Source organism: Lentzea sp. NEAU-D7 (assembly GCF_026242055.1).
Lineage (GTDB): Bacteria > Actinomycetota > Actinomycetes > Mycobacteriales > Pseudonocardiaceae > Lentzea.
In genome coordinates this window covers 214,838-231,474 of sequence record NZ_JAPJDL010000005.1, presented here as the reverse complement: position 1 = coordinate 231,474, position 16,637 = coordinate 214,838, and the positions used below count along the sequence as shown (strand labels likewise).

Here is a 16,637-nt window from a genome sequence, read left to right as displayed (position 1 = left end):
GCGCGGTTCGGCTGATCCGACGGTCTACTTCGGACACTTCTTCCAGGAGAAGTGGTAGATGGTCTCGATCGAGCCGTCCGTCGAGTCCATCGCCATGAAGCTGGTCTTCTTCGGGTCGGACGTGCCCTTGTCCACCCGCAGCTCGGTGTTGATGTTGAAGTTCCGCTTGGCGCCGCACGGGTGGTAGATGATCGAGGCGACGTCGGTCCTGTGGGTGACCTGCCAGGAGTCGCTCAGCGCGCCGTTCCAGGTCTTGGACCGCTGGTCGTTGTCCGACATGCCCTGGAAGTAGTAGCTCGCCTTCTGCGTGCCCTTGGCTCCTCTTTCGAGGTGGGCGAACCCTCTGTAGTCGGCCTGCGCGATGCCGTAGGTGAATCCGCCGGGAACGTTCACCTTGAGGTTCAGCTGGCAGTTCTTCCGGAAGTCGGTCGGCCGCGACTCGGGACCGACCTGCGCCAGGTAGTCGCTGTAGGTGACGGTGAACGCCTTGTTGTCGGGGGAGACGGCGACGGCGGCCGTGCCGGCACGACAGCCGGAGCCGTTGACCGTGACGACGTCGATGGTGATCTGGCCCGGCGGGGGCGGGTCGGCGACCGGGGGAATGACGACGGTGGACAGCGCCAGGCCGGCTGCGGCCATCATGCTGATCATTGCGACACCTTTCCGAATGTGCAGGACAGTTCGGGCGGCGTGGTAGGAGACCGTATCGGAAAGGTTGTTGACGAACCGTCCGCCATGCAGCCCAACATCGCGGGCGAGAGCACCAAGAATTGTTTTCGCTTCGCGGGGTCAACCGGCACCCAAGAATGGTGGGAAGCGGTTATTCCTGGGTTGCGCGGTCCATCGGTGAAGCGTCCACCCCGTGAGAGCGCGCACACGACAAAGGCGCATCCGCGGCGGGATGCGCCTTTGGTGGAGAACGTCTAGCGCTGGTGGCCGTTGCCCATCGAGCCACCGAGGCCGAACAGGATGCGCTGGATGAGCTCGGGATCGACGTCCGGCTCGTCGCCCAGCGCCTCGGCGGCGGGGGAACGGCGCTTCTCGCGCCGGGGCAGCGGCACCGCGTTGGCGTTCACGCCCGTCGGCAGGGCCAGCTCGCACCAGATCAGCTTGGTGCCGTTGCCGAGCTGCAGCTCGCCGGTGCGCAGGTCCGGGGAGGTGGGCGGCATGATGAACCTGGCTGCCTCCAGCTCGACGACGAGGTAGTCGCCGCTCAGTCGCAGTCGCAGCGTGATCAGGCGCGACGTCTTCGGATCGGCTGACTCGATGGCGGCTTCGACCAGCGCACAGGCGACGGCCGAGCACTCCGCGGTCATGTTGCGCAGGCGCCACTCACCAAGGGTGAATCGCACGAACAGATCCGCGCAGTTCACCGCGGTGGGCAGCGCGATGAGTGTCAGGTCGTCGACCTGGGCGGTCTGGGCGTTCGCCTGCATGCTGCCTCCGTTTCGCGTGCGGCGCGCGAGTCCGCGACAGTCACCCGAATGGCCGTCACGGTGAGCGGGAATCTACATGGGTATACGCGGGAAGCAATGGCCCGGTTGACTCACCCGTCAAAAGTCACGTGCGGGTCACGAGAAGAGGGCCTGTTGCTCACTGTGAGTATAGCGCCAGGCCCTCTCCGTGATCATTTTGGGTCAGCATCGCTTCCGGGCGAACTGGTAGCGGGTGTTGATGCTCCCGTCCGTGGAATCCATCGACACGAACGCCGGCTGGTTCGCCGAGTTCGTGAAAGGCCGCCCTCTGTGTTCACGTTCAGGTGCCGCACGGGGCGAACACGATCTCCGCGACGTCGGTGCTGTCGGTGAGCTGCCAGTTGTCGCTCGTCGGTGCCGCGATGTCGTGCGTGCTCGTTCCGTCGGCTTTCGTGATCGCCGCAAGTCGCCGTGAATGACGTGTTGTCGTCGGAGACCGCTACCGCGGCCGTCCGGCACTGAGCACGAGTCGCCTTTCGCATTGCGCGGGGGCGCGGGAGACGTTGTCTTGAATTCACTCAAGTCGCGGACGGTCGACCGGTCGAGCTTAAATATATTTAAAACGGATTAATCGTCTGAACGGGGGATTGGAGACGATCAGCGGTCGGCTAACTTCATGTCAGATCGCAGAAAACGATCGACCCAGACCGACCGAATACACCGGATCCCACACCCGGCGCCGAGAGCCCCGGCTGATCCACCTCGTTACACCGGTGTGGGAAGGCGAGCGCGCACTGCTCATCGGGTTCCTCCCTCCTGCTCGGGACTCGGTGGTGCGGCAGCGGTGCCGCGCAGCCGGCCGGTGCCCGCCGGCGGCGCTGGACCCGTCCCACGGTCCGCGCCGCCGGCGGTGTTCGTCGTTGGGCCCCGAGAGGGGTCCTAGACCCTCCGGAGCCTCAATTGCACGCGTGCACCGCCCAACGGACCGCGGTCCACGTGGAGGGAACCTCCCGTGCTCTCCGCGGCACGGCGGGCGATGTCGAGTCCCAGCCCGGTGGAGCCACCGCCGCTGGCACCGCGGCGCACCGCCTGCCGGGAGTCCGCGATGCCGGGACCCGCGTCCTCCACCACGAGCGCCACCAGGTCGGCCTGGTGCACCAGCGTCACGGCGAACCGCGTGCCCTCCGGCGTGTAGCGGAAGACGTTGCCCAGCAACGCGTCCAGCGCGGCCGCGAGATCGGCGCGGGAGAGCGGCACGGGAGCGGGCCGGTCGGCGCCGCGGATCGTCCAGGGCCGTTCCTGGTCGTCGGCGAGCGCGGACCAGAACACCAGCCGGTCGCGCACGACCTCCGCCGCGTCGGTGCCGCTGTCGTCGGGCTGCAGGCCGGAGCGGGCGATCTTGATGATCTCGTCGACCTCCCTCTCGAGGCCCTGGACGGCCTCCCGGACGCGGTCCGCCCCCGGACCACGCCCGAGCGTGTCCGCGTCCAGGAGAAGGGCCGTGAGAGGCGTTCTGAGGCGGTGCGAGAGGTCGGCGACCACCTCGCGTTCGGCGGCGAGCAGGTGCCGGACGCGTTCGGCCATGGCGTTGAAGGCCTTGCCGACCTCCTCGATCTCCGGCGGCCCCTTCACCGCGACGCGCGCCGTGAGGTCGCCCTGGCCCATCCTGCGGGCGCCCTCGGCCAGCGCCCTGGTGGCTTTGACGGCCCGTGCGCCCAGGCGGTCGGCCACGAGCACCGAACCGGCGACCAGCCCGACCGCGACACCCGCCAGCACCCACCAGGTGCCGATCACGCCGCGGGTCAGCTGCTCGTGCGGCACGAAGGCCTCCACGATCACCATCCCGCTCTCGCTGGTGACCAGCGGCTGCAGGTAGGCCACGCCGTCCGGCCGCTCGACCGTGGACGCCGTCGCGCGCTTGCGGGCCTCCTGCAGGTCCGCCGCGGTGATGTGCGAGTAGCCGTAGGTGCCGGCCGTGCCGCCGAGGTGCACGGCCAGCCGCTGCTGGCCGCCGTACCGGGTGCTCCTGATGACCTGGCGGATCTCCTGCGCCTTGCGCGTGATCAGCAACGTCTGGGTCATCGCGCCGGCCTGCTTCTCGGCCTCGCTCAGCGCGCGGTTGTACGCGGAGTTCTTCACGACGATCGCCAGCGGGATGAGGAACGCCAGCGCCACCATGCTGGTCGCCGCGAGAGCGACCAGCACCAGTGAACGCCTCATCTCGGGTCGACCAGACGCACGCCGACCCCTCGTACCGTGTGCAGATAACGAGGCTGCGCGGCCCGCTCACCGAGCTTGCGGCGCAGCCAGGACAGGTGGACGTCGAGCGTCTGGTCGTCGCGGTGGGACGGCCAGAGGCTGGCGAGGATCTCCGCCCGCGGCACCACTTCCCCCTGCCGTGCCGCGAGGTAGGAGAGCAGCTCGAACTCCTTGTGCGTCAAGGAGAGCTCCTGGCCGTCCACTGTGGCCCTGCGGAGGTCGACGTTGATCTCCAGGCCACCGATCACGAGCTGCCTGCTGTCGCGGGCGCGCCGCAGCACCGCCTGCAGGCGGGCTTCGAGGTGTTCGCTGGAGAAGGGTTTGACGAGGTAGTCGTCCGCGCCCGCGTTGAGCAGCCGGACGATCCCGGCCTCGTCGTCGCGGGCGGTCGCGATGACCACCGGGGTGTTCGTGACGCCTCGGATCATCCGCAGCGCGTCACCGCCGTCGAGGTCGGGCAGCCCGAGGTCGAGCACCACGACGTCGTAGTCGTGCGCGGTGACTTCGCGCAAAGCCTCGATCGCGAGCGCGACACCGTGCACGATGTGGCCCTGGCCGGTGAGAGCGCGTGTGATCGCCGCCCGCACCACCGGGTCGTCTTCGACCAGCAGCACTGATGCCATGAGCCGCTACGGGAGGGTTGCCGCAGTGAGACGGTCCGTCGGGTACCTGGTCGCCTGGGCGGTGGTGACCGCGGTCGCCGTCGGCCTGTCGTGGTTCGGCATCCGGTGGGCCATGGAACCCGCGCCGCTCGCCGCCGCGGGGTTCACGACGAGCTCGGCGGTGCTGCCGCTGCCGACCGTCACCTCGCTGACCGTCCCGGTGCCCGAGCCCGGTGCCTCCGCCGACACCCCGCCACCTGTCACGCCGTCGTCCACCAGGCCTCCTGTCGTCACCACGTCATCTGTTCCGGCTCCTCCCAGTAGTACGGATGCGCGTCCCACCTCGGCTCAATCTCCGCAGGGGGAATGGCAGGCGGACGGCTCCTACGTGCACGCGTTCCACCTGCGCGGCGGTGACGTGGTCGTGCGCTACCGGCCGCAGGGGGTGCAGGCGCTGTCGGCCACACCCGCGGACGGGTACTCGGTGTCCGTGGAACAGCCCGGCGGGCCGCTGGTGGTGAACTTCCGCAACGCCGCCGGCCGGTTGTCCAGGCTGGAAGCGACCTGGAACGACGGGCCGACGGCGAAGCTGGTCGAGCAGTAGCGGGCGTGGCTCAGAGGCCGATGGCCTTGGCGATCTGCGCGGGCTTGAGCACCCGCAGGATCGCCTCGTACAGGTAGTAGTCGCCGTACGGCAGCGAGACCTCCACGCCGTCCTCGGCCGGGCGGTTGCGGGTGCCGCGTGCCAGGATCGCCTCGGCACGCGCCGACCTGGTCGTCAGGCACGTGGTGACCAGGCCGTCGAGGATCCTCAGCGCACGGTCGCGGTAGCGGGTCGTGCCGGTGGCCTTCGCGAGGTCGAGCAGGCCGCACGCCATGATCGCGCCCGCCGACGAGTCCTTGACGTCGTGGACGCCCAGCGGTGAGCGGTAGTCCCACACCGGCACGCCGTCCGGGGTGAGCACCGACAGCGCGTAGTCGGACATCCTGCGCGCGGTGTCGCGGAACTCGCGCAGGCCGGTGCGCCGGTACATGGTCGTGAAGCCGTAGATGCCCCACGCCTGGCCGCGCGCCCAGCACGACGCCGGGCTGTAGCCCTGCACCGTGTTCGGGCCGAGGGCCGCGCCGGTGTCCGGGTCGAAGTCGAACACGTGCGGCGTCGAGCCGTCCGGGCGCAGGAAGTGCGTCTGGGTGGTCCTGGCGTGGGCGATCGCGATGTCCAGGAACCTGCGGTCACCGGTCTGCTCGGTGGCGAACGCGAGCAGGTCCAGGTTCATCATCGTGTCGATGATGACGCGGCCCGCGTTGCCCGGCGTGCCGAGCCTGCCCCACGCGCGGATGAACCGGCCGGTGGCGTTCCAGCGCTGGATCAGCGTGGTCGCGGCGTCGACGGCGCCGTCACGCCACTTCGTGTCGCCGGTGAGCCGGTACGCGGTGACCCAGGAGGGGTAGAAGAGGAACCCCAGGTCGTGGTCGCGCGGTTCCAGGCGCCGCGGTGCCAGCCGCTCGCCGGCGGCCTCGGCGAGCGCGCGGAACTGGGCGTCGCCGCTGTCGAGGTGCGCGAGCCACAGGGTGCCCGGCCAGAAGCCGCCGATCCAGCCGCCGTCGGCGACGTAGGTCCACCTCTCGGCCCTGGTGATCTCCGGGAACGACGTGATGCCGGGTGCGACCGCTTTCAGCTTGGCGTTGCCGTGGTCGAGGGCCGCCCGGAGGGTGGCGGGGGAAGCTGCGGCTTCCCCCGCACCGGCGGCCACACCTGCTCCGGTGAGCAGGGGAGTGGCCGCTGCGGACGCCAGAAGGGTGCGTCGAGACAGATTCACGAGACCGTCCAGTCCCTTTCTTCGTCTTGCGCCCGGCGCCACACTGCCAGATCGGATCAAGGCGTGTAAAGGTGCGTCAAAATTGATTCCCGCGTCTTGTTCTGCGCCCTGAACAGCGTAAAGGCGTTGCTGCGACTGATCAGATATATGAACTTCCTGGATTTCGGCGGTGTAAAACGAATTGTTCACCCTTGTGAACGGTTCGGTGTTCAGACGCGGAGGAGAACGGCGTCGAGGTGGTGCGGCCTCAGGCCGTGGCGGCGCTGGAACGCGGCGTCGCCCCGGCCGCCTTCGAAACTCGAGAGCCCCAGGCGGGTCGCGAGCCGGACGGACTCGGCGAACAGGACGCCGTACGGGCTGTAGCCGCCGTCCACGGCGTAGTCGACGCCGCAGGCCCAGGTGTGGAGGCGGGTGGCGTCGGTGAGGCACACGCCGGCCGCGACGAGCCTGCCGTGCTGGCGCACCTCGATCACGTGCGCCAGGGGGCCCAGCGCCGTCACGAACTCGGCGAAGGTGGTGTCGGGGTGGAAGCCGTTGTCCTCGAAGCGGCTCGCGGTCTTGACGCACAGCAGGGTGATCTCGTCGAGCGCGGCGTGGTCGACCGGGAGGGTCTCGGCGGTCACGCCGGCCCCGGCCGATCTTCGTTCGTTGCGGCGCAGGTTCGCTCTGGCCCGGCGGCTCAGGCCCGCGAGGTAGTGCTCGTAGGTGGTGAGTCCGGTCGCCCAGATGTCCGTCAAGTGGCGTGCGGGCAGGCCAGCCGCGCGCAGTGCCTGCGACAGCGCGCCGCCGCGCTGGACGTGCACGAAACCGCACCAGCGCGCGCCGAGGATCGACGCCGTGCGGATCATGCGGTCCAGCACCCTCGGCAGCACCTCGGCGGTGGCCGGCACGTGCGCGTCGTGGCACTGCCAGGCGGGACTGAGCAGCGCGGGCTCGCCGGCCGCCTCCGGGTAGACCTCGTGCAGGCGGCGCAACGGGTTCGCGGCCGTCTGGAGGTAGGCGGGCAGGACGGCGACCGGCCGGCCGCCGTCCCGTGCCACGAAGTAAGCGCACGCGCTGACGGCCGTCAGCGGCGACTGCTCGCAGGCGCTGAGGTACGCGTGTCGGTAGAACACCGGCGCACCTGCTTGGTGCACAACGGAATCCCAATCGGCAGAATCGATTTCCCTTATGCTGGTGGAGAATTCGACGTGCACGCGCTCACTGTACGGCTTGCCAGACGGCGAAGGGGACGTCGATCTCGTCCCGGCTCAGGCCGCCGTGCTCGTAGCGCACCGAGGGATCCGGCAGGGGGAACCGCGGCGACGCGGCCACCGCGACGACCGGGCCGGCCTCGGGTTGCGGCAGGCCGAGATCGGTGGCGTGGTGAACGGTCGCCGCGTCGCCCAGAGCCGTTGCCACGCGGTCGAAGACGACCTCCAGGCGATCGGCCTTCGGGTAGAGCCACCGCATCCGTCCCGCGCCGCCGGAGGGGATCACGCACTCCTCGCGCACGATCGCGTCCCAGGCCTCGACGAGCTCCGGATCGGGGTCCACTCCGACCATGCCGTGGTCGGAGTGCGCCACGACGGTCCAACCCTGTGCGGCCCAACGGGATGCGTGCGCGTCCAGGCGGAGCATGGCCTCGTGCACCGACTCGTCGTACCCGTGGCGGTGCACGTGGTCGTCGATGTTGACGTACGTCCAGAGGAACCGGGCGTCCTTGAGCGCCTTGTCGAGGTCGGCGACGACGTTGGCGACGAGCAGCGGCGGGTCCTCGGCCTGCGCCACGAGTTTGTGCCTGGCCGGTGCGGGTATCCGGGTGCACCCCCGGAGCAGCGCCTGCGCCCAGGTGCCTTCGAGGAGGTCGAGCTCGCGGGCCAGCACGGTCGCGCCGTGCCGTTCGAGCACGGTCGGCAGGTCCGGGATCGCGGGCATGCCGTTGACGGCGTGCACGAGCCCGGATCCGTTGCGGTACACCGATCCCGGCACCCGGTGGACGTCGGCGGAGACCCCGGTCAGCGCCGTCAGCAACGCCGTCGCGGACGTCGGCGGCACCGTGGAGGACAACGTCGAGACGGAGGCCGACAGCCAGGACTGTTTGGCCACGTCCGAGGAGAGACCGTCCACCGCCAGCACGATTACGCCGGAATGCGCCTTGCCGAGGGCGTGTTCGAGCCGGGAAGGTATCTCCGCCAGTGACATTCGGTGACTGTAACGCATCTCATCGGGTCAAGATTGCTCGTTCGGGGGCTGAGGTCCGCACAATGGCTGCCGATGAGGTAAAGAAGACTTGGCAGAAGGAAGGTGGCGGATGGCGGTCGGAGTTCTGGACGTCGGGTGCTTCAGCGCACACCTGGTGGTCGTGGAACGAGACCTGCTGCGTCCGCTGATGTCCCACAAGGTCCGGCTGCGGCTGGACCGGGAGCTGGATTCCGAAGGGGCCATCAGCCGCGACGGAGTCGAGTCGCTCTGCGCCGCCGTGCTCGCCGCCCGCAAGAAGGCGGGCGACGTCCAGTTCCTGCCCTTCGCCACGTCGTCCGTGCGTGACTCGGCGAACGTCGACGAGGTCATCCGCAAAGTGGCCCGGCGCACCGGCGTCGAGCTGAAGGTGTTGTCCGGCAAGGAAGAAGCCCGTCTCTCCTACGCCGCGGCCCGGCACTGGTTCGGCTGGAGCGCGGGGCCGATGGTCGTGCTCGACGTCGGCGGCGGCACCGTCGAGCTCGCCGCCGGGTCCGGCGACGAGCCCGAACGAGCAGTGTCCTTGCCTTTGGGGGCAAGGACTCTGACGCGCACCGGCATGACCGTCACGGAGATGCGCGTGGAGGTCGCCGAGCGGCTGACGTCCGCGTTCCCGTGGGGTGAGAGCGCTCACGCGGTGGGGTGCTCGAAGGTGTTCGAACAGCTGGCCCGCCTGGCCGGTGCCCGCAACGGCACCTACGCGCAGCGGCAGCTGCGGCTCAAGGACCTGGAGAAGTGGATTCCGCGCCTCGCGAAGCTCTCGGTCCGCGAACGCGCGGCTCTGCCGGGGATCTCGCGCCACCGTGCCCAGCAGTCGCTGGCGGGCGCGGTGGTCGCGGAGGGTCTGATGAAGGTCTCGGGCCACGACGTCGTGGACATCTCCCCGTGGTCCACCAAGGAAGGCCTGCTGCTCTCCCTGGTGGAGCGCTCGCGCGCGAAGAGCTCGTCAGCCGCGTAGGGCGGTGACCGCGTCCTCGACGTCGGCGAACAGCAGCAACAGCTGGTCGACCGCCGTCATCTCCAGCGGGCGCAGCACGATCCTGCTGTCGCTGACGACGCCGAACTTGACGCCGAGCTCGTCCGCCTGGTGCTGGGTCTCCACCAGCGCGCGAATGCCCTCGGAGCCGAAGAAACGCACTTCCCGCAGGTCGACGACCAGTGCGGGCGGCTTGCGATCGAGCAGCTCGGCGAGCCTGCTCGTCACCGGGGCGGAGGACATCATGTCGATCTCGCCGGTGAGAGCGACGATCGGGATGGACTGGACGTAGGTAGTTCTCTGGCGAAGTTGGTTCATGAAGACTCCCGTCCGCACCGACCGTACGCGCCATCGGCGGAAGCCCACAACCTGAGACGTGCCGAGCCCCGGCTACACGAGCAGGAAAGCCCGGGTCAGGAGCATCGCGGCCACCAGCACGGCGAACAACACGATGATCGCGATCACGATGCGTCCGGCGGTCGCCTTGGGCGGAGTCCGCTCGTGGTGGGACAGGCCTGTGGTGGTCGATCCGGAGTCCGGAGGGGTCTCTCCCGGGTTCACCCCGCCACCGGGCTCCAGCCCAGGCGTGCGGTCGGGTTCGGGGTCAGGCGGAAGTGCGGTCATAAGGGTTGAGGTACCCCGTTTTCACGGTTCTAGCTGAGCCCAGACCACTTTTCCGCCGTTCTGCGGTCTCGTGCCCCACTCCACGCTCAGCGCCTGCACGAGCTGCATGCCGCGCCCGCGCGGGCTGCTGGGGTCGACCGGTCTCAGCTCAGGCAGCTTCGGCGACTCGTCGCGCACCTCGACGAGCATGCCGCCCGCCTTGCGGCTCACGGTGAGTGTGATCGGTCCCTCACCATGATCGATGCCGTTGGACACGAGCTCGGTGACGACGAGCTGCGCGTCGTCGCTGAGGTCCTCGGACAGCTCCCACGACGCCGCGGCCTCGCGCACCACCTGACGTGCGCGAGCGCACGAACCGCCCTCAGCGGTCAGGGTCACCCGCACCTCTGCCAGTGGGTCGTTCAACACAAGGCGCATCGTCGCACATCCGGCGCGTCGTTCGGATCTTTCAGCCCCCCGGTGGTCGCATGGTCGAACGTCGTGCTGCACGATTTGGGTCGCACGAGTCGGGCGTGGCGAAGGGAACGGCGACGATGGAGCTCAACGTCGGCAGCGAGGTCCAGCGGGGATGGCGAGTGCTCGCCGTCGCCGGCGAGCTGGACATCGACACCGTCCCCCTGTTGGCCGCGAGGCTCGACGAGGACGTGACCGGGGCGCACGCGGTGCTCGACCTGGCCGGACTCGCGTTCATGGACTCGACCGGGCTGGCGCTGGTGCTCGACTGGCACCGCCGGCTGGCCGAGGCCGGCGGTCAGCTGAGGATCGCGGCCGCCCAGCCGCCGGTCCGGCGGCTGTTCGAGCTGGCCGACGTGGCCGAGGTGCTGAACCTGCACGAGTCGGTGGACCTCGCCGTGCAGGAGGCGGTGGACTCCGCCCGCTGAGGGGCGCGTCGCGCGGAAGGGCGGGCCGTCGCCGGTCTCGCCCGTTCCACGCGGCTGGGCCGTGTCCCCGAAGTCCCGTCGGGCGGCAGTAGCGGCTCCGGGTCTCTCGCCCGCGCCTGCCACCGGACGAACCTCCGGGACACGACCTAGGGCCGTCAGGCCTCCGCCGAGACGCCCAGGTAGTAGGCGATCAGCCGGATCAGGTGCTCGGTGTCCACGGGTTTGGTGACGTAGTCGGTGGCTCCTGAGGCCAGGGACTTCTCGCGGTCGCCCTTCATGGCCTTGGCCGTGACGGCGATCACCGGGAGGTCGGCGTAGCGCTCCATCGCGCGGATCGCCGAGATCGTGGCGTTGCCGTCCAGCTCGGGCATCATGATGTCCATCAGCACGATGGCCACGTCGTCGTACTGCTCGAGTGCCCGCACGCCCGTGATGCCGTTGTCGGCGTAGATCGCCTCCAGGCCCACCAGCTCGAGCACGCTCGTGAGCGCGAAGACGTTGCGCAGGTCGTCGTCCACCACGAGGACCTTCTCGCCGTGGAAGCGGATCGAGCTCGAGGCGGCCAGGACCGGCGCCGGGGTGACGATCGGGGGCGGTTCCGGCAGGACGACCGCGTCCGGGACGACCTTGCCCAGCGGGAGGCAGAGGGTGAAGGTCGAGCCGATGCCCGGCTCCGAGCGGACCCGCAGGGCGCCGTTGAGCAGTTGTGCCAGCTCACGGCTGATGGACAGGCCCAGGCCCGTACCGCCGTACTTGCGCGACGTGGTGCCGTCCGCCTGCTGGAAGGCCTCGAAGATCACGGCGAGCTTCTCGGCCGGGATGCCGATGCCGGTGTCGTGTACGTCGAACGCCACGGTGGACGGGTCGTCCATGCGCACGTGCAGGCGGATGCCGCCGTCGTGGGTGAACTTCACCGCGTTCGAGAGCAGGTTCCTGAGGATCTGCTGAAGGCGGTGTTCGTCGGTGTGGAGCGTCTCCGGGACGTTCGGGTCCACCCGCACGGAGAACTCGAGGTTCTTCTCGGCCGTCAGCGGCAGGCACAACGTCTCGACGTAGCGGACGAGCTCGTCCAGGTGGACCGGGTCCTCGTGCAGCGTCATGTGGCCTGCCTCGACCTTGGTGAGGTCGAGGATGTCGTTGATGAGCTGCAGGAGGTCCGAGCCGGACGAGTGGATCGTGCGGGCGAACTCGACCTGCTTGGGGTTGAGGTTGCCGTCGAGGTTGTCGGCGAGCAGCTTGGCCAGGATCAGCAGCGAGTTCAGCGGCGTCCGGAGCTCGTGGGACATGTTGGCCATGAACTCGGACTTGTACTTCGAGGCCGTCTGGAGCTGGCGCGCGCGGTCCTCCAGTTCCTCGGAACCGGCCCTGAGCTCCGTCGTGAGGCGCTGGGACTCGACCAGCAGGGCGTCGGTGCGGGAGTTGGCCAGCAGCGTGTTGACGTTGACGCCGATGGCCTCCTTCAGCTGGTCCAGGAGGTCGAGGTGGACGTCGGAGAACTCGTTGAGGGACGCCAGCTCGATCACGCCCAGGGTCTCGCCCTGGAACAGGATCGGCAGGATCACGAGGTTCACCGGGGCCGACTCGCCGAGCGCCGAGGAGACGGTCAGGTAGCCGCCGGGGACGTCGCTGACCAGGATCGTCTTCTTCTCCAGGGCCGCCTGCCCCACCAGGGACTCGCCCATGGCCACGCGGGTCGTGCGGGCGGCGTCCAGGCGGAAGCCGTAGGTGGCGGTCAGCTCCAGCGTCTGCTTGGAGTCGTCCTCCTCGATCTGGAAGAACGCGCCGTGGTGGGCGCTGACCAGCGGCGTCAGCTCGCTCATGATCAACGACGCCAGCGCGCGCAGGTCGCGGTGGCCCTGCATCAGACCGGACAGGCGTGCCAGGTTCGTCTTGAGCCAGTACTGCTCGCGGTTGGCGCGCGTGGTCTCCTTCAGGTTCGCGATCATCTGGTTGACGTTGTCCTTGAGCTCCGCGAGCTCACCGGACGCGTCGACGGTGATCTGCCTGGTCAGGTCGCCCGCGGTCACGGCGGTGGCGACGGCGGCGATGGCGCGGACCTGGGTGGTCAGGTTCGAGGCGAGCTGGTTGACGTTGTCGGTCAGCTTCGACCACGTGCCGGCCACGCCGTCGACCTCGGCCTGACCGCCGAGCTTGCCCTCCGTGCCGACCTCGCGGGCGACGCGGGTGACCTCGTCGGCGAACGAGCTGAGCTGGTCGACCATCGTGTTGATGGTGGTCTTCAGCTCCAGGATCTCGCCGCGGGCCGAGACGTCGATCTTCTTCGTCAGGTCGCCCTGCGCCACGGCGGTGGTGACCTGGGCGATGTTGCGGACCTGGTTGGTCAGGTTGTCCGCCATGAAGTTCACCGAGTCGGTGAGGTCCTTCCACGTGCCGGCGACGCCGGACACGCGGGCCTGGCCGCCCAGGATGCCCTCGGTGCCGACCTCGCGGGCGACGCGGGTGACCTCGTCGCCGAACGCGCGGAGCGTGTCGACCATGCCGTTCAGCGTCTCGGCGAGGGCCGCGACCTCGCCCTTGGCCTCGACGGTGATCTTCTTCGAGAGGTCGCCGTTCGCGACGGCGGTGGCGACGGCGGCAATGTTGCGGACCTGGTTGGTCAGGTTGTCCGCCATCAGGTTGACGTTGTCGGTGAGGTCCTTCCACGTGCCGGCGACGCCCTGCACGCGGGCCTGGCCGCCCAGCCGGCCGTCGGTGCCGACCTCGCGGGCGACGCGGGTGACCTCCTCGGCGAACGAGCTGAGCTGGTCGACCATCACGTTCAGCGTGGACTTGAGCTCCAGGATCTCGCCGCGCGCGTCGACGGTGATCTTCTGCGACAGGTCGCCGTTCGCGACGGCCGTGGCGACGTGCGCGATGTTGCGGACCTGGTTGGTCAGGTTGTTCGCCATGAAGTTGACGTTGTCGGTCAGGTCGCGCCAGGTGCCGGCGACGCCGGGCACCTGGGCCTGGCCGCCCAGCCGGCCCTCGGTGCCGACCTCGCGGGCGACGCGGGTGGCCTCGTCGGCGAACGAGGAGAGCTGGTCGACCATCGTGTTGATGGTGGTCTTCAGCTCCAGGATCTCGCCGCGGGCGTCGATGGTGATCTTCTGCGTCAGGTCGCCCCGCGCGATGGCGGTGGTGACCGAGGCGATGTTGCGGACCTGGGTCGTCAGGTTGTTCGCCATGACGTTCACCGACTCGGTCAGGTCGCGCCACGTGCCGGCGACGCCGGGCACCTGGGCCTGACCGCCCAGCCGGCCGTCCGAACCGACCTCGCGGGCGACGCGCGTGACCTCGTCCGCGAAGGACGACAGCTGGTCGACCATCGTGTTGATCGTGGACTTGAGCTCCAGGATCTCGCCGCGCGCGTCGACGGTGATCTTCTGGGTCAGGTCGCCGAGCGCCACGGCGGTGGTGACCTGGGCGATGTTGCGGACCTGGGTCGTCAGGTTGTCCGCCATGAAGTTCACGTTGTCGGTCAGGTCGCGCCACGTGCCGGCGACGCCGGGGACCTTCGCCTGGCCACCGAGCTTGCCGTCGGTGCCGACCTCGCGGGCGACGCGCGTGACCTCGTCCGCGAACGACGACAGCTGGTCGACCATCGTGTTCAGCGTGTTCTTCAGCTCCAGCATCTCGCCGGAGACGTCGACGGTGATCTTCTGGGTCAGGTCGCCGGTGGCCACCGCCGTCGCGACCTGGGCGATGTTGCGGACCTGGTTGGTCAGGTTGTTCGCCATCGAGTTCACGTTGTCGGTCAGGTCGCGCCACGTGCCGGCGACGCCGGGCACCTTCGCCTGACCGCCCAGGCGGCCGTCCGTGCCGACCTCGCGGGCCACGCGGGTGACCTCGTCGGCGAACGACGACAGCTGGTCGACCAGGCCGTTCACCGTCGAGCCGAGAGTGGCGAACTCACCGCGCAGCGTCTGGTCCGACATGCGCTTGGTCAGGTCGCCCTCGGCGACGGCGGCGAGCACGCGGCTCAGCTCGGTCGTCGGCCGCATCAGGTCCTCGACCAGGCCGTTCACCGAGTCCGCGATCAGCGACCAGCCACCGGCGGTGCCCGCGGGTGCCACCCGTTCGGTCAGCCGGCCCTCCTGGCCCACCGCCTGGCGGACCCGGCCGAGCTCGCCGGCGAGCCACTGGTTGCGTTCCGCGATTTCGTTGAAGACGTCCGCGAGCGCTGACACGGGCCCGTTCCCCGGCACGACGAGCCTGCGGCGGAAGTTGCCGTCACGCAGGTCTCTCATGGCGGAGAGAACCCTTTCGAGGGTCGCGTCCGTCTCTTCGTTGGCCGTGGTCACTCCAAGCCTCCGTGCCTCGGTGGTCGCAGCCAAGACTGCCACGTTAGGTTGGGAGCGAGGTAACTTGATGCCGCGATGCACGCAAACGACCCGCAGGAGGCCGTGATGACCCGGCCTGCCGCGCAGGACAAGAGCGGATGAGCAGCGCCGTGGGCATCGACCTCGACGGCTGGCAGCGCCTGGTGGACGGGCTGCGGGAAGCCGTCTTCGTCGTGGACGCCGCGGGAGTGGTGCGCGTGCGCAACGCCGCGGCCGCCGACAGGTTCCCCCGGCTCGGCGTCGGCGGGCAGTTCGACGTGCACGTCGCGGGCCGCCGGCACGACCTCGGTGACGGCTGGAGCGCCTGGTACTTCGCGGACTCCACACTGGACCACGCGCACCTGCGGCTCGCCGGCGGCGGGTCGCGCGACCTGACCCTGAAGACGATCGTGCAGCTCGCGGCGGAGCTGCTGGGCGAGCACTGCGTCGCCGTCGTGCCGGCCACCCGCGACCGGCTGGAGTGGTGGCGTTGCGACGGCGGCGAGCCCACCGTCACGCGCACGCCCCGCCGTGCCTCGGAGATCTCCGAGGTGCTGACCGGCACGTCCAGTCTGATGAGGATCACCTCTTTGGGTGAAGGCAGCTGGGGTGTGCCGGAGGACTTCGGCTGTGCGCTCGCCGTGCCGCTGGGCGTCGGCGGTGCGCTGGTCGTCGCGCGGAAGGGCGACTTCGCGCCGAACGACGTGGAGCGGATCCGGCTGTTCGGCAAGCACGCCGCCGTGGCGCTGGAGTCGGCGTCGAAGCTGACGGAACAGCAGCGGACGATCGAGGTGCTGCGGTCGGCGCTGCTGCCGCTGCCGCTGCCCGAGGTGCGCGGTGTGACGCTCGCCTCGGTGTTCATCCCGGCCCACCAGCGGGCGCTGGTCGGCGGGGACTTCTACGACGTCCACCCGCGCACGGACGGCTCGGCGACGTTCGTGCTGGGCGACGTCTGCGGTCACGGCCTGGAGGCCGCGGTCCACAGTGGACGTGTCCGGCAGTCGCTGCAGGCGCTGTCCCTGGTCGAGACCAACCCGGTGCGGCTGCTGCACCTGCTGAACACCTCGTTGCGCGCCACCGGCTCGAAGCTCTTCACCACGCTCGTGGTCGGTGAGCTGGTGCCGCTGGCCAACGGGGGAGCGCGGCTGTCGCTCGCGTCCGGGGGCCATCCCGCGCCGCTGGTGCTGAGGGCCGACGGCACCGTGGACGAGGTGAGCGCCACGGGCGCGATCGTCGGAATCCTGGCGGACGTCCGGTTCTCCGGCGAGCAGGTCACGCTGGCACCGGGGGACACGCTGGTGCTGTACAGCGACGGGTTCACCGAGGCCCGCGCGCACACGAACCGCACCGAGCTGTTCGGCGAGCAGCGTCTGCGGGCGGTGCTCAAGGAGTGCAAGGGCCAGTCGGCGGAGGAGATCGCGCGGCACTGCGAGCGGGCCGTGCTCAGGTGGCTGGACCGGGACGACCACGACGACCTGGCTCTGCTGGCCGTCCAGGCCGTGTGAATGAAGTTCCCGGTAC

General features: G+C 69.6%; 15 protein-coding genes. 4 read left to right on the top strand and 11 right to left on the bottom strand.

Annotated features, from left to right (window positions below; translation table 11 throughout):
* Positions 1-24 precede the first annotated feature (24 nt).
* The 4 genes from ORI60_RS13535 to ORI60_RS13520 all read right to left on the bottom strand — a co-directional run bounded on the left by ORI60_RS13535 (position 25) and on the right by ORI60_RS13520 (position 4,297).
* Positions 25-651 carry a DUF4360 domain-containing protein gene (locus ORI60_RS13535; RefSeq protein WP_266037561.1) on the bottom strand — a complete coding sequence of 209 codons (627 nt, stop codon included), beginning with the start codon at positions 649-651 and terminating at the stop codon, positions 25-27.
* 272 nt (positions 652-923) lie between these two features.
* Entirely contained in the window at positions 924-1,436 is a 513-nt protein-coding gene (locus tag ORI60_RS13530; RefSeq protein ID WP_266037560.1) for an ATP-binding protein, read from the bottom strand.
* A gap of 918 nt (positions 1,437-2,354) precedes the next feature.
* On the bottom strand, positions 2,355-3,635 hold the full coding sequence (locus ORI60_RS13525) for a HAMP domain-containing sensor histidine kinase (protein WP_266037559.1): 1,281 nt from the start codon (positions 3,633-3,635) through the stop codon (positions 2,355-2,357).
* Positions 3,632-4,297, bottom strand: a complete 666-nt coding sequence (locus ORI60_RS13520) for a response regulator transcription factor (protein WP_266037558.1) — start codon at positions 4,295-4,297, stop codon at positions 3,632-3,634. The genes ORI60_RS13525 and ORI60_RS13520 overlap by 4 nt, the downstream gene beginning before the upstream one ends.
* A gap of 25 nt (positions 4,298-4,322) precedes the next feature.
* Between ORI60_RS13520 and ORI60_RS13515 the strand changes: the two genes are divergently transcribed.
* Entirely contained in the window at positions 4,323-4,880 is a 558-nt protein-coding gene (locus tag ORI60_RS13515; RefSeq protein ID WP_266037557.1) for a hypothetical protein, read from the top strand.
* Between the two features lie 10 nt (positions 4,881-4,890).
* Here ORI60_RS13515 and ORI60_RS13510 read toward each other — a convergent pair whose 3' ends face one another.
* The 3 genes from ORI60_RS13510 to ORI60_RS13500 form a co-directional block, all read right to left on the bottom strand.
* Positions 4,891-6,096 carry a glycoside hydrolase family 88 protein gene (locus ORI60_RS13510; protein ID WP_266037556.1) on the bottom strand — a complete coding sequence of 402 codons (1,206 nt, stop codon included), beginning with the start codon at positions 6,094-6,096 and terminating at the stop codon, positions 4,891-4,893.
* A 209-nt stretch (positions 6,097-6,305) separates the two neighbouring features.
* Positions 6,306-7,211, bottom strand: a complete 906-nt coding sequence (locus tag ORI60_RS13505) for a GNAT family N-acetyltransferase (RefSeq protein WP_323055909.1) — start codon at positions 7,209-7,211, stop codon at positions 6,306-6,308.
* Positions 7,212-7,296: 85 nt separating this feature from the next.
* On the bottom strand, positions 7,297-8,280 hold the full coding sequence (locus ORI60_RS13500; protein ID WP_266037554.1) for an alkaline phosphatase family protein: 984 nt from the start codon (positions 8,278-8,280) through the stop codon (positions 7,297-7,299).
* A gap of 109 nt (positions 8,281-8,389) precedes the next feature.
* Between ORI60_RS13500 and ORI60_RS13495 the strand changes: the two genes are divergently transcribed.
* Entirely contained in the window at positions 8,390-9,274 is an 885-nt protein-coding gene (locus ORI60_RS13495; protein WP_266037553.1) for a Ppx/GppA phosphatase family protein, read from the top strand.
* Here the strand turns inward: ORI60_RS13495 and ORI60_RS13490 are convergent.
* The 3 genes from ORI60_RS13490 to ORI60_RS13480 all read right to left on the bottom strand — a co-directional run bounded on the left by ORI60_RS13490 (position 9,263) and on the right by ORI60_RS13480 (position 10,324).
* Positions 9,263-9,610 (bottom strand): STAS domain-containing protein, encoded by a 348-nt coding sequence (locus tag ORI60_RS13490; RefSeq protein ID WP_266037552.1) that lies wholly within the window; start codon positions 9,608-9,610, stop codon positions 9,263-9,265. The genes ORI60_RS13495 and ORI60_RS13490 overlap by 12 nt on opposite strands.
* Before the next feature lie 72 nt (positions 9,611-9,682).
* Positions 9,683-9,916, bottom strand: coding sequence for a DUF6480 family protein (locus ORI60_RS13485; RefSeq protein WP_266037551.1), 234 nt, complete (start codon positions 9,914-9,916; stop codon positions 9,683-9,685).
* A 21-nt stretch (positions 9,917-9,937) separates the two neighbouring features.
* Positions 9,938-10,324, bottom strand: a complete 387-nt coding sequence (locus tag ORI60_RS13480; protein ID WP_266037550.1) for an ATP-binding protein — start codon at positions 10,322-10,324, stop codon at positions 9,938-9,940.
* Positions 10,325-10,428: 104 nt separating this feature from the next.
* Between ORI60_RS13480 and ORI60_RS13475 the strand changes: the two genes are divergently transcribed.
* Positions 10,429-10,797, top strand: a complete 369-nt coding sequence (locus tag ORI60_RS13475) for an STAS domain-containing protein (protein ID WP_266037549.1) — start codon at positions 10,429-10,431, stop codon at positions 10,795-10,797.
* A gap of 155 nt (positions 10,798-10,952) precedes the next feature.
* Here ORI60_RS13475 and ORI60_RS13470 read toward each other — a convergent pair whose 3' ends face one another.
* Positions 10,953-15,098 carry a HAMP domain-containing protein gene (locus ORI60_RS13470; protein ID WP_323055908.1) on the bottom strand — a complete coding sequence of 1,382 codons (4,146 nt, stop codon included), beginning with the start codon at positions 15,096-15,098 and terminating at the stop codon, positions 10,953-10,955.
* Between the two features lie 137 nt (positions 15,099-15,235).
* On the opposite strand from ORI60_RS13470, the gene ORI60_RS13465 reads away from it, so the two are divergent.
* The gene (locus ORI60_RS13465; protein ID WP_266037545.1) at positions 15,236-16,621 is read left to right on the top strand and encodes a PP2C family protein-serine/threonine phosphatase; all 1,386 of its coding nucleotides are present in this window, start codon (positions 15,236-15,238) and stop codon (positions 16,619-16,621) included.
* Positions 16,622-16,637 lie beyond the last annotated feature (16 nt).

What these genes read in the sequence shown, in the direction of transcription:
- ORI60_RS13525 (WP_266037559.1), bottom strand. Translation starts at nt 3,635, where the DNA reads ATGAGGCGTTCACTGGTGCTGGTCGCTCTCGCGGCGACCAGCATGGTG.
- ORI60_RS13530 (WP_266037560.1), bottom strand. Translation starts at nt 1,436, where the DNA reads ATGCAGGCGAACGCCCAGACCGCCCAGGTCGACGACCTGACACTCATC.
- ORI60_RS13520 (WP_266037558.1), bottom strand. Translation starts at nt 4,297, where the DNA reads ATGGCATCAGTGCTGCTGGTCGAAGACGACCCGGTGGTGCGGGCGGCG.
- ORI60_RS13485 (WP_266037551.1), bottom strand. Translation starts at nt 9,916, where the DNA reads ATGACCGCACTTCCGCCTGACCCCGAACCCGACCGCACGCCTGGGCTG.
- ORI60_RS13500 (WP_266037554.1), bottom strand. Translation starts at nt 8,280, where the DNA reads ATGTCACTGGCGGAGATACCTTCCCGGCTCGAACACGCCCTCGGCAAG.
- ORI60_RS13490 (WP_266037552.1), bottom strand. Translation starts at nt 9,610, where the DNA reads ATGAACCAACTTCGCCAGAGAACTACCTACGTCCAGTCCATCCCGATC.
- ORI60_RS13535 (WP_266037561.1), bottom strand. Translation starts at nt 651, where the DNA reads ATGATCAGCATGATGGCCGCAGCCGGCCTGGCGCTGTCCACCGTCGTC.
- ORI60_RS13465 (WP_266037545.1), top strand. Translation starts at nt 15,236, where the DNA reads ATGAGCAGCGCCGTGGGCATCGACCTCGACGGCTGGCAGCGCCTGGTG.
- ORI60_RS13495 (WP_266037553.1), top strand. Translation starts at nt 8,390, where the DNA reads ATGGCGGTCGGAGTTCTGGACGTCGGGTGCTTCAGCGCACACCTGGTG.